This window comes from Serratia sp. K1WW1, from assembly GCF_055790865.1.
On record NZ_CM147697.1, the window covers coordinates 5419245 to 5431251 of the forward strand.

At 55.9% G+C, this 12007-nt stretch carries 11 protein-coding genes; 1 reads left to right on the forward strand and 10 read right to left on the reverse strand.

The window, feature by feature from the left end; all coding sequences use genetic code 11:
- Positions 1-73: 73 nt before the first annotated feature.
- Positions 74-382 (forward strand): biofilm peroxide resistance protein BsmA, encoded by a 309-nt coding sequence (gene bsmA, locus ACX9GU_RS24540; protein WP_179248724.1) that lies wholly within the window; start codon positions 74-76, stop codon positions 380-382.
- Positions 383-415: 33 nt separating this feature from the next.
- Here bsmA and ACX9GU_RS24545 read toward each other — a convergent pair whose 3' ends face one another.
- From ACX9GU_RS24545 to hfq, 10 genes are all read right to left on the reverse strand, one after another.
- Complete coding sequence (locus ACX9GU_RS24545) at positions 416-2044, reverse strand: isovaleryl-CoA dehydrogenase (protein WP_473193205.1); 1629 nt, start codon at positions 2042-2044, stop codon at positions 416-418.
- A gap of 123 nt (positions 2045-2167) precedes the next feature.
- Positions 2168-2899 carry a 23S rRNA (guanosine(2251)-2'-O)-methyltransferase RlmB gene (gene rlmB, locus ACX9GU_RS24550; RefSeq protein WP_021179009.1) on the reverse strand — a complete coding sequence of 244 codons (732 nt, stop codon included), beginning with the start codon at positions 2897-2899 and terminating at the stop codon, positions 2168-2170.
- Between the two features lie 59 nt (positions 2900-2958).
- Positions 2959-5481: a ribonuclease R gene (rnr, locus tag ACX9GU_RS24555; RefSeq protein ID WP_473193206.1), complete on the reverse strand. Its 2523-nt coding sequence runs from the start codon at positions 5479-5481 to the stop codon at positions 2959-2961.
- 59 nt (positions 5482-5540) lie between these two features.
- Positions 5541-5966: a nitric oxide-sensing transcriptional repressor NsrR gene (gene nsrR, locus ACX9GU_RS24560; protein ID WP_037376535.1), complete on the reverse strand. Its 426-nt coding sequence runs from the start codon at positions 5964-5966 to the stop codon at positions 5541-5543.
- A 219-nt stretch (positions 5967-6185) separates the two neighbouring features.
- Entirely contained in the window at positions 6186-7484 is a 1299-nt protein-coding gene (locus ACX9GU_RS24565) for an adenylosuccinate synthase (protein ID WP_024483338.1), read from the reverse strand.
- A 97-nt stretch (positions 7485-7581) separates the two neighbouring features.
- Positions 7582-7782, reverse strand: coding sequence for a DUF2065 domain-containing protein (locus ACX9GU_RS24570; RefSeq protein ID WP_021179005.1), 201 nt, complete (start codon positions 7780-7782; stop codon positions 7582-7584).
- A 107-nt stretch (positions 7783-7889) separates the two neighbouring features.
- Positions 7890-8900, reverse strand: a complete 1011-nt coding sequence (gene hflC, locus ACX9GU_RS24575; RefSeq protein ID WP_473193207.1) for a protease modulator HflC — start codon at positions 8898-8900, stop codon at positions 7890-7892.
- 3 nt (positions 8901-8903) lie between these two features.
- Positions 8904-10172, reverse strand: coding sequence for an FtsH protease activity modulator HflK (gene hflK, locus ACX9GU_RS24580; RefSeq protein WP_473193208.1), 1269 nt, complete (start codon positions 10170-10172; stop codon positions 8904-8906).
- Between the two features lie 92 nt (positions 10173-10264).
- Positions 10265-11545, reverse strand: coding sequence for a ribosome rescue GTPase HflX (gene hflX / locus ACX9GU_RS24585; RefSeq protein WP_021807555.1), 1281 nt, complete (start codon positions 11543-11545; stop codon positions 10265-10267).
- 98 nt (positions 11546-11643) lie between these two features.
- Positions 11644-11955 carry an RNA chaperone Hfq gene (hfq, locus tag ACX9GU_RS24590; protein WP_021179001.1) on the reverse strand — a complete coding sequence of 104 codons (312 nt, stop codon included), beginning with the start codon at positions 11953-11955 and terminating at the stop codon, positions 11644-11646.
- Between the last annotated feature and the right edge of the window lie 52 nt (positions 11956-12007).

Sequence of the window (12007 nt, forward strand, 5' to 3'; positions counted from 1 at the left end):
ATGATGGCAAAAATCGGCCCGAAACCTTAGTTCAACCCATTCTACTCTATGCTAAATAGTAATGAGGCCAGCCATGACTCTTTCTCGTCCCTTGATCACCCTATTACTGTTTAGCTTGCTGTCTGGATGCAGCGTATTTAAAACCACGCCCAAGCCCCCACCGCCGCCTACCGCTCAGGCACAGGAGATCACTCGTGCCCAAACCACCGAGTTGGAGAAGATGGGAACGATCAGCGCGCTGGTGCATGGCAGCCCGATGAACGTGGAAGCCGAGATCCAGCGCAAAGCTAACGCCAGCGGGGCACGCTATTACATGATCATCATGAACAGCGAAACCATCGTGCCGGGCCAGTGGTATTCACAGGCGATACTTTATCGGTAGCCGTGATATGCCTCTCACCTGGAGGGGGCGGAATTAAGCACCGATTGCCCGGTTAAGCAAGGTGTCACACACGCTCTCAGGCAGCACTCTATCTCCACGATAATCCAGTGTTAAGTGGCACCAGGCTTCCCCAATTGGCGGGCTGGCATGCTGCAGCAGTTGGGCGGCACAGCACAGATCGAATAACTGCTGGGCTAACAAGCGCCCCATTTCTTCACGCGGCTGGCGCATACGCTGTTGCCATTGCCGCCAGGCGCGATCGAACAACCGATTCTGCCCACGCACCGGCAACAGTTCCTGCTGCAGCAACTCCAACGCACCAGGCAACTTATGCAGGCTGCGCATCACGTCCAGGCACATGATGTTGCCCGAGCCTTCCCAAATGCTGTTTACCGGTGCTTCTCGATACAGACGCGGCAGCTCGCTGTCTTCGCAATAGCCGATCCCTCCCAGCACTTCCATGGCTTCTCCGATAAATGGCGCACCTTGATGACAGATACTGTATTTTGCCGCCGGGGTCAGTAAGCGGCTGTAGACCACTTCGCCTTCATCTCCCCGGCTTTCCCAGGCTCGTGCCAAACGGAGCAGCAAAGCGGTATGCCCCTCAAGCCGTAATGCCATACGGGCCAATACCTGCCGCATCAACGGCTGTTCAATAAGGCATTTACCAAACGCCTGCCGTTGCAGAGCATGGTACAGCGCCACCGAAAGGCCGCGGCGCATCAGCCCATGGCTACCCAAAGCGCAATCGAAACGGGTCATCCCCCCCATCTTGAGGATTTGCCTGACGCCATCCCCTTCATCACCCAGTAACCAGGCCGTTGCGTCCTGAAACTCGGCTTCGCTACTGGCATTGGAACGGTTGCCCAGCTTGTCTTTAAGCCTCTCCAGGCGGATGGCATTGCGCGTGCCGTCAGGCAGGAGCCGAGGCAGGAAGAAACAGGAAAGCCCTCCCTCCGCCTGTGCCAATATCAGATGGGCATCGCTTTGCGGCACCGAAAAGAACCATTTATGGCCCACCAGGCGATAGGCCTCTCCATTGCCTCGACTAGCGAGCGGTGCGGCGGTGGTGGTATTGCTCAGCACGTCCGAGCCGCCCTGCTTTTCCGTCATCCCCATGCCGATCAACAGCCCGCGCTTTTGCGCACCGGGCAGCAGATGAGGATCATAACGATCGGAAAGTAACGGGGATAACCAGGATTGATACTCTTTTGGCAGGGAACGCTGTAGCAGTGGGATAGCACCAAAGGTCATGGTGATTGGGCAGAGCGTGCCGGCCTCCACCTGAGCATGCAACACAAAGCGGGCGGCACGGGCCACCAAGGAGCCAATACGGGCATCTTCCTGCCACGGGAGGTTATGCACCCGGTTAGCGACCAACCCCTGCATCAGGATGTGCCAGGCAGGATGAAAGCGCACGTCGTCCAGGCGTTGCCCGGTGGCGTCATAGCGCAGCAACTCCGGTGGGTTGGTATTGGCCAGCCGCCCCAACTCCAGTGACTCCTGTGTACCTAACTGTTGCCCAAGCGAGGCCAGAACATCGCTATCCCAACCCGCCAACTCGCGCTGCAACGCTTCACGCAGCGGCGTATCGGACAGGAAAAGGTTGCTGTTCCCCAAGGGCTTGGGTTGGTTAAAGACGGTATGCGTAGTCCAGACCATGAGCTTGCTCCCTGATTAACGCTTCAGGGGTAATTATGGTCATTAGCTGGATTTCTGCCGCAGGCGGGATCACAAGATAGGAGATTAGAGGTAGGGGTGACGGGATTCACCCCTATTAAATCATCAGCTGCGCTGGCGCACCGCTTCAAACAGACAGACACCGGTCGCGACCGAGACGTTCAACGAGGAAACCGTACCGGCCATCGGAATGCTGATCAATTCATCGCAATGTTCACGGGTCAAACGACGCATACCTTCACCTTCCGCGCCCATCACCAGCGCCATCGGGCCGGTCATTTTGCTTTGATACAGCGTGTGGTCGGCTTCACCCGCCGTGCCCACGATCCAGATATTCATCTCTTGCAGCAAACGCAGGGTACGAGCCAGGTTGGTGACGGTGATCAGTGGGACGTTCTCGGCCGCACCGCAGGCCACTTTCTTCGCCGTTGCGTTCAGTTGAGCTGAGCGATCGCGTGGGACGATCACCGCATGGACACCGGCAGCATCGGCACTACGCAGACAAGCCCCCAGGTTATGGGGATCGGTAACGCCGTCCAGCACCAGCAGGAATGGCGTTTCAACGCTTTCCAGCAGCCCAGGCAGATCGTTCTCCTGATATTTCCGCCCTTCACGCACCCGCGCAATGATGCCCTGGTGGACGGCCCCTTCGACCTTCTCATCCAGCCATTGGCGGTTAGCCACCTGGATCACAATACCGGTCGCTTCCAGCTCGGCAATCAAAGGCTGTAAGCGGCGATCGTCACGCCCCTTGAGAATAAACACTTCCAGGAAACGTTGTGGATCGTTGTCTAGCAGGGCTTTGACAGCGTGAATACCGTAGATAATTTCGCTCATGATGCTCTTTTAACTGTGCGGCCGGGATGACCCGGCCGGGGATAATAACGTGCGGCAGGTTAACCCTGCTCGGCACCTTTCTTCTTGCTGGCACGCTTGGCTTTGGTCGCGGCCGCTATCTTTTTGGTTTTGTCAGACGCTTTTTTGGCTTTCGCCTTCGGATCGGTTTTCGCTTTCGCCTTCGGGTCTGCCTTCACCTTATCTGCGGGTTTGGCCTTGGCCCCATCTTTTTTACGGAAGGCACTGTCTGGCTCAAAGTTGGCTGGCGTCTTGCCACCGCGGCGTTTACGTTGCGCCTGGCTACTACGGCCTGCGCCGGCACCGTCGCGCAGCGTACGCTGGCCACCCTTCTTGGCACGTTCACGCTCGGTTTTCCCTTCACCACGCGGCTTGCGGGTGCTGGAAACCAGGGCGAAGTCGATCTTGCGTTCGTCCATATGCACGGCCTCAACGCGGATCTCCACCGTATCCCCCAGGCGATAGACCATGCCGGAAGATTCACCGATCAGACGCTGGCCGATATTATCAAAACGATAGTAATCGTTATCCAGCGTGGACACGTGTACCAGACCATCGATAAACAGATCGCTCAGGCGGACGAAGAAACCAAAGCCGGTGACGCTGGCAATAACACCGCTAAACACTTCACCGACGTGATCCTGCATAAAGTCGCACTTCAGCCAGTCCGCCACGTTACGCGTAGCTTCATCGGCACGGCGCTCGGTCATCGAGCAGTGCATACCCAGTTGCAGCATCTCTTCCAGATCGCTGTGCCAGCCTCCGGTTGGCGTCCAGCGCTCTTTCTGTTCACCTTGCTCTTTCGCCAACACGTACTTGATGGCGCGGTGCAGCGACAGATCCGGGTAACGACGGATCGGCGAAGTAAAGTGGCCATAAGAGGCCAGCGCCAGGCCGAAGTGACCACGGTTTTCCGGATCGTAGATCGCCTGTTTCATCGAACGCAGCAGCATGGTTTGCAGCATTTCGCGGTCCGGGCGTTCCGATACTTCGTCCATCAAAGTGGCGTAATCTTTCGGCTGTGGCTTGAGGCCTCCGCCCAAGGTCAGGCCCAGTTCGCTCAACACGCTGCGCAATGCGGAGATGTGATCGTCACTTGGACGATCGTGCACGCGGAACAGCGCAGGCTCGTTATGCTTCTCAACAAAGCGTGCCGCCGCAACGTTCGCCATGATCATGCACTCTTCGATCAGTTTGTGCGCGTCATTACGTACCGTTGGCTCTACGCGCTCAATACGGCGTTCGGCGTTGAAGATAAACTTGGCTTCTTCGGTTTCGAAGGCGATACCACCACGTTCGGCACGAGCCTGATCCAGCACTTTATACAGCGCATGCAGCTCCTGCAGGTGTTTGACCAACGGATGATACTGCTCGCGCAGCTCCTGATCGCCCTGCAAGATATGCCAGACCTTGGTGTAGGTTAAGCGCGCATGGGAGCTCATTACCGCTTCGTAGAATTTAAACGAAGACAGACGGCCCGATGCGGAGATGGTCATCTCACTCACCATACACAGGCGGTCGACCTGCGGGTTGAGCGAGCACAGGCCGTTGGAAAGCACTTCCGGCAACATTGGCACCACTTCCGACGGGAAGTAGACTGAGGTACCACGGCTACGGGCTTCGTCATCCAACGCCGTGCGAGGACGCACATAGTAGCTGACATCTGCAATCGCGACCCACAGGCGCCAGCCGCCACCGCGTTTCTTCTCGCAGTACACGGCATCATCGAAATCGCGGGCATCTTCGCCATCAATGGTGACCAGCGGCAGGTGGCGCAGATCCACACGCCCTTTCTTGGCGGCTTCCGGCACCTGCTCACTGAGGTCGGCAACCTGCTTCTCCACCTGAGGTGGCCAGGTATGCGGGATCTCATGGGTACGCAATGCGATATCCACCGCCATGCTAGTGCCCATTTTATCACCCAGGATCTCGACGATCTTGCCCACGGCTTTGGTGCGGCGCGTTGGACGCTGGGTCAGCTCGACCACCACCATAAAGCCCATCCGGGCCCCGCTGACCGAGTCGGCAGGGATCAGAATATCGAAGCTCAGGCGGCCGTCATCCGGCACCACGAAGCCGGTACCAGCATCGGTGAAGTAGCGACCAACAATCTGGCTGGTTTTAGGCACCAGGACGCGCACGATACGCGCTTCGCGGCGGCCTTTGCGGTCTTCGCCCAGCGGTTGAGCTAACACCACATCGCCGTGGATGGCCATTTTCATTTGCTCGGCGGAGAGATAAAGGTCGTCTTTACGCCCTTCAACCCGCAAGAAGCCGAAGCCATCGCGGTGGCCGATCACCGTGCCACGCAGCAGGTCCAGACGCTCCGGCAGGGCATAGCACTGGCGGCGGGTAAAGACCAACTGGCCATCACGTTCCATCGCACGCAGGCGACGGCGCAGGGCTTCCAGCGCTTCTTCGCCGGATAAGTTCAGTTCATTGCCCAACTCTTCGCGGCTGGCCGGCGTTTCACGTTTCGCCAAATGGGCCAGAATAAATTCGCGGCTAGGAATTGGGGATTCATATTTTTCTGCTTCTCGTTCCAGGAATGGATCTTGTGACATTGAGGTTCCTCCGTTGTCATCAGCAGGGTGTCGCTGAGCCTTGTCTTCTCAGTAACGCTTTATTCGACAAGCAAAAGCTTGTAGAGCGGTGAATTGTCTTCGACCATGTCGGCCAATGTGTGACTATCCAGCTCCTCAAGGAAATTCTTTACCGCCTGCTGGAGCACTTGCTTCAAACGGCAGGCTGGGGTGATATGGCAGAAATCGCCGCTGCAGTTAACCAACGAAAGCGGCTCCAGCGCCCGCACCACGTCGCCAATACGGATGCTCTCAGCCGGTTTACCCAAGCGTATACCGCCGTTTTTACCCCGAACGGCGGTCACAAAGCCTTCACGGCTCAGCTGATTGATAATTTTTACCATATGGTTACGGGAAACCCCGTACACCTCCGTAACCTCAGAGATGCTGGTCATTTTGTCCGCAGGCAATGATGCCATATAGATCAATGCCCGTAGGCCATAGTCAGTAAAACTTGTTAACTGCACGTTTACCTCTGGGTATCTGCCGATTTTCGGCGATTTTCTTTACTATCTTATTGGATGATAAACCAGCCGGAGAGTTCGCAGCTAATTATTTAGCGCATAGGTGACTCTCAACCGGAGCAACGAAGGGATTTTGTGAGGTGAAAACGCCATCGGGGAGGATACATGAGGCAAACAAACCGGGACTTGGCCCGGTTTGTTTGATGACAGTAGGTAAACAGATTATGCGTCGAACGGATCGCGCAGGATCATGGTTTCGCTACGGTCTGGGCCAGTAGAGATGATATCTACCGGTACATCAGTCAGCTCTTCGATGCGTTTGATGTAGTTCAGCGCTGCCTGTGGCAGTTTGCTGTAGTCTTTCACACCAAACGTCGTTTCGCTCCAGCCCGGCATGGTTTCGTAGATTGGCTCGATACCTTCCCAGCCTTCTGCAGCCAGCGGCGTGGTGGTCATTTCGCGGCCGTCCGGCATGCGATAGCCCACACAGATCTTCACTTCTTTCAGGCCGTCCAGCACGTCCAGCTTGGTCAGGCAGAAGCCGGACAGGGAGTTGATCTGCACAGCACGGCGAACGGCAACCGCATCCAGCCAGCCGGTACGACGGCGACGGCCAGTGGTAGCACCAAACTCATTACCCTGTTTGCACAGGTATTCGCCGGTTTCGTCGAACAGTTCGGTTGGGAACGGGCCTGCACCTACACGGGTAGAATAGGCTTTCACGATGCCCAGCACGTAGTCCACGTAACGTGGGCCAATGCCAGAACCGGTTGCTACGCCACCCGCGGTGGTGTTGGAAGAAGTCACGTACGGATAAGTACCGTGGTCGATATCCAGCAGCGTACCCTGTGCACCTTCGAACATGATCAGATCGCCACGCTTGCGCGCACCGTCCAGCAGTTCGGAGACGTCTACTACCATCCCGGTCAGGATATCGGCAATCGACAGCACATAATCAAGGGTGGTCTGGTAATCGACGGCTTCTACTTTGTAGTAGTTAACCAGTTGGAAGTTATGGTAATCGATGATGTCTTTCAGCTTGGTAGCGAAGGTGGCTTTATCGAACAGGTCACCAACGCGCAGACCGCGACGGGCAACTTTGTCTTCGTAAGCCGGGCCGATACCACGGCCGGTGGTGCCGATGGCTTTGGCGCCACGCGCTTTCTCACGCGCATTATCCAGAGCGACGTGATAAGGCAGGATCAGCGGGCAGGCTTCAGACAGTAACAGACGTTCGCGTACCGGGATGCCGCGCGCTTCGAGTTCACCCATTTCCTTCATCAACGCGTCTGGCGCCAGAACCACACCGTTGCCGATGACGCTGGTCACGTTTTCACGCAGGATACCTGAAGGAATTAAATGAAGAACGGTTTTTTCACCGTTGATAACCAGAGTGTGGCCAGCGTTATGGCCACCTTGGTAGCGCACAACATATTGAGCCCGTTCAGTCAGCAGGTCTACGACCTTACCCTTACCTTCGTCACCCCATTGGGTGCCCAGTACGACGACGTTCTTACCCATTTTAAAATCACCAGGTTGCTTAAAAATGGATTCTACCACCCTAATTCTTCAGTTTCAGCACTTTTAGCATACGATTGCGTACTTTTTCGGCTAAACTTTAAACCCCCGTGTGTGCACGCAACATGTAGTAGATCACACAGCCTGCAACCACTAATCCCCCACCAAAACGCCGCAGCGTAGCATCGGGTAGCTGTGACATTGTCTGAACCATTTTACGCCAAGCCTGTGGGAACAACATCGGCCCCAGCCCTTCCAGCACCAAAACCAACCCAAGCGCCAGCCAGATTGTCGAATTCATCCTTCCCCCAAAAAAAGAAAGGCCCGCGTTTAAACGGGCCTTGGTTCTACCCCTGTTGTTTCAAACCATGGTCTGAAAGCTATCGGGGGATCGCCATCATGCTGACGTTATCTGTTGCGCGTAGCAACCGGCGACTTCATGTAGCGGAAGAAATCGCTGTCCGGGCTCAGCACCAACACGTCCTGGTTGCCTTCGCCGAAGCTGGTTTCATAAGCACGCAGGCTACGGATGAAAGCATAGAAATCCGGATCCTGACTGAAGGCATCGGCAAACAGTTTAGCTGCTTCCGCATCGCCCGCACCGCGGGTGATACGCGCCTGACGCTCGGCTTCCGCGATGGTACGGGTCACTTCGTAGTCAGCGGTAGCTTTGAGCTTCTCAGCCTCTTCCTTACCTTGTGAACGGTGACGACGGGCTACCGCCTCACGCTCTGCACGCATACGCTGGAAGATTGCATCGGACACTTCCGCAGGCAGGTTGATCTGCTTGATACGCACGTCCACCACTTCAATACCCAGTGCCGCCATGCTGTTCGGGTTAACCGCTGGCTGTTTACCATTGGTTTCACGCTCAACACGGGCTGCAGCAGAAGCAATAGCATCATCGGCTTCGGTAGCGGCGGCTTCTTCGCCGTCACCCACGGTACCGGTGTTCAGCGCATCACGCACGTCTGCCATCAGACGGCCACGGGAGTCGGTCACGATATCACGCACGTCCAAACGGCCAATCTCGGAACGCAGACGGTCGTTGAACTTACGTTTCAGCAGCAGTTCCGCCTGAGAAACGTCACCACCACCGGTGGCCAGGTAGTAGCGGCTGAAATCACTGATACGCCATTTCAGGTAGGAGTCGACGATCAGGTCTTTCTTCTCGCTGGTCACGAAGCGATCGGCCTGGTTGTCCATGGTCTGGATACGAGCATCCAGCATTTTCACGGTTTCAATAAACGGGATCTTGAAGTGCAGACCCGGTGCATAAACCAGCGGTTTGTTTTCGCTGTCGCGCAGGACTTTACTGAAACGCAGCACGATGCCGCGCTCGCCTTCCTGAACCACAAACATTGAGGCGTAAAGGGCTACCAACACCACCGCGAGGATAACTATGAAAGACTTACGCATTGATTATTCTCTCCCTACGCGTGTGTTGTCGCTACGCTGCGCATTAGCCCGGCGTTGGTCCATGATGGAACCACTGCTGGAACTGCTGGTGCTCGCCTCCGATGAAGGAGTCGAGACTGGCGCAGGGGCGAGCAGGTTCTGTCCGGCATCTTTGCTGCCTTCGGTAGCCGACTTACCGGCACCGCGCAGCATCTGATCCAGTGGCAGCACCATCAGATTGTTATTGCCTTTATTGTCTGCCACCAACACCTTACGGGTGTGGCTCAGCACTTTTTCCATGGTTTCGAGGTACAGACGCTCACGGGTAATTTCCGGTGCGGCTTTGTACTCCGGCAACAGCTTGGCGAAACGAGCAACCTCACCCTGGGCTTCCAGAACGGTCTGGGCCTGGTAGGCGCGCGCATTTTCCAGCAGGCGCTGTGCAGCACCGTTGGCACGTGGCTGAACTTCGTTGGCGTAAGCTTCTGCTTCACGAATGGATTGCTGCTCGTTCTCACGTGCGGCGATCGCATCATCAAACGCGGCTTTCACCTCTTCCGGCGGACGTGCAGCCTGGAAGTTGACGTCCAGCAGAGTGATACCCATTTTGTACGGACGGATGGTATCTTCCAGTACACGCTGAGTGTCGCTACGGACGATGGTACGGCCTTCGGTCAGGATCTTGTCCATGGTGTATTTACCGATAACACCACGCAATGCGCTGTCTGTCGCCTGTCTCAGGCTGTCGTTGGCATCGGTTACGCTGAACAGATAGGCTGCCGGGTCGGAAACGCGGTACTGCACGTTCATCTCGACACGCACCACGTTCTCATCGGAAGTCAGCATCACACCGGACGCGGACAGGTCACGGACCGACTCCACGTTAACCGGGCGAACCTGATCGATAAACGTCGGTTTCCAGTTCAGACCTGGCTGCACCAGATGGCTAAATTTACCAAAGCGAGTGACTACACCGCGCTCGGCTTCTTTGATGGTATAGAAACCGCTGGCGGCCCAGATCACCACCACCGCAACCGCAGCGATGCCGACAATCTTGCCACTGAAGCCCGGCCCGATTGACCCCGTGCCACCGCTGTTATTGCCGTTGGAACCTTTGCCACCGCCGGTCAGGCTGCTCAATTTCTTGCTCAGCTTGCGGAAGATATCGTCTAAATCCGGTGGCCCTTGATCGCGACCGCCTTTATTGTTACCGCCAGAGTTGCCGCCATTATTATTGCTGCTCCCCCACGGGTCGCGGTCCTGTCCGTTATTACCGGGCTGATTCCACGCCATGTTTTAGCTCCATTATTCTGTGATTGGGTACTTCAGGCTAATGCTTGGCCCACTCTTCTATTGAGCGGGCACACAAATGTAACAGGATATGATCATACGATAAAGTTAATCAGTTCCTGTTCCTGCTTGCAGAGGCGACGCCACTCCACGATCGGCATACGCACCACCACGCCGATACTGCCGTCCTCTTCATTCCACTCTTTTTCGATCGCCTGAAGCTGGTAGAAACGGCTACGAAGACGGCCTGCCTGTGGCGGTAAGCGCAGCTCAAAATGCGCGATTTCCCCCGATAAGCGCTCCGTCAACGCCTGAAATAGCAACGGGATACCTTCACCGCTGGCGGCGGACAGCCACACTCGGATCGGTAAATTTTCCTCGTTGCGATCGATACGCGGGACAAAATCATCCAGCATATCTATTTTGTTCATCACTAACAGTGTAGGGATCTCATCCGACTCAATCTCTGCCAACACGGAGTTCACCGCTTCAATGTTTTCATCCACCCGGGTATCCGCAGCGTCGATCACATGTAACAACAGAGAGGCCTGGCGCGTCTCTTGCAGTGTCGCTTTGAACGCGGCAACAAGATCATGCGGCAAGTGCCGGATAAAGCCTACGGTATCCGCCAACACGGTATCGCCTACGTCCGCCACGTCAATACGCCGCAGGGTAGGATCCAGGGTGGCAAATAGCTGGTCCGCCACATACACTCCGGCAGACGTAATTCGGTTAAACAGGGTTGATTTGCCTGCGTTGGTGTAACCCACCAGCGATACGGTTGGCACATCGGCACGGGTACGCGCTCGTCGCCCTTGATCGCGCTGCTTCTCTACGCGCTCAAGGCGGCGCAAGATCAGGCTGATGCGATCGCGTAGCAGACGACGGTCAGTTTCTAACTGAGTTTCCCCCGGCCCGCGCAGGCCAATCCCCCCTTTCTGACGTTCAAGGTGAGTCCAACCACGAACCAGACGAGTGGCAATATGACGCAATTGCGCCAACTCTACCTGCAGCTTACCTTCATGGGTACGGGCACGCTGGGCAAAGATGTCGAGAATCAACCCGGTGCGATCGATCACCCGGCATTCACACAGGCGTTCGAGATTTCTCTCCTGCGCTGCGGAAAGGGCGTGATCAAACAGGACAACAGACGCGCCGCTGGCTTTCACCGCATCTGCAATTTCTTCGGCCTTTCCTTCACCGACAAAGTATTTTGGGTGAGGTGCTTTGCGGCTACCAGTAACCACTTGCAAAGCCTCAACGCCCGCAGAGGACACCAGCGATTCGAACTCACTGAGATCTTCTGTATCTTTGTCTTGCGAGAAATAGATATGAACCAGGACGGCCTGCTCACCGGCTTCATAACGGTCAAACAAGCGTGCAACCTCTCAAACGGAACAAAACCGCGAGTTTGGGGGACATAAACAGCACTGCGCTGCTTATGCTCCCCGTCATGGTTGACTCGCAACGCGCTTTATTCAGCGTCATCGCTTTCCTGCTGCGGCTGTTGCGGCGCAGACGGGTTGTTACCATGGTGATAATTGCTGGTGCCGCCGCTGCTCGGGGTGTTGCTGTGGTGCGATACCGGGCGCGATGGAACAACGGTAGAGATAGCGTGCTTATAAACCATCTGGCTCACCGTGTTCTTCAACAGGATGACAAACTGGTCAAAAGACTCAATCTGGCCTTGCAGCTTAATACCATTCACCAAATAAATAGAAACCGGAACACGTTCACGACGCAATGCGTTCAGGAACGGATCTTGCAAAGATTGCCCCTTAGCCATTCTATCTTTTCCTTATTTGTTTGTTGTTTTTAACCAAGAACCTGTCGGCTCA

Coding starts and splice junctions, on each gene's coding strand:
- bsmA (WP_179248724.1), top strand. CDS start 74: ATGACTCTTTCTCGTCCCTTGATCACCCTATTACTGTTTAGCTTGCTG.
- ACX9GU_RS24545 (WP_473193205.1), bottom strand. CDS start 2,044: ATGGTCTGGACTACGCATACCGTCTTTAACCAACCCAAGCCCTTGGGG.
- rlmB (WP_021179009.1), bottom strand. CDS start 2,899: ATGAGCGAAATTATCTACGGTATTCACGCTGTCAAAGCCCTGCTAGAC.
- rnr (WP_473193206.1), bottom strand. CDS start 5,481: ATGTCACAAGATCCATTCCTGGAACGAGAAGCAGAAAAATATGAATCC.
- ACX9GU_RS24565 (WP_024483338.1), bottom strand. CDS start 7,484: ATGGGTAAGAACGTCGTCGTACTGGGCACCCAATGGGGTGACGAAGGT.
- ACX9GU_RS24570 (WP_021179005.1), bottom strand. CDS start 7,782: ATGAATTCGACAATCTGGCTGGCGCTTGGGTTGGTTTTGGTGCTGGAA.
- hflC (WP_473193207.1), bottom strand. CDS start 8,900: ATGCGTAAGTCTTTCATAGTTATCCTCGCGGTGGTGTTGGTAGCCCTT.
- hflK (WP_473193208.1), bottom strand. CDS start 10,172: ATGGCGTGGAATCAGCCCGGTAATAACGGACAGGACCGCGACCCGTGG.
- hfq (WP_021179001.1), bottom strand. CDS start 11,955: ATGGCTAAGGGGCAATCTTTGCAAGATCCGTTCCTGAACGCATTGCGT.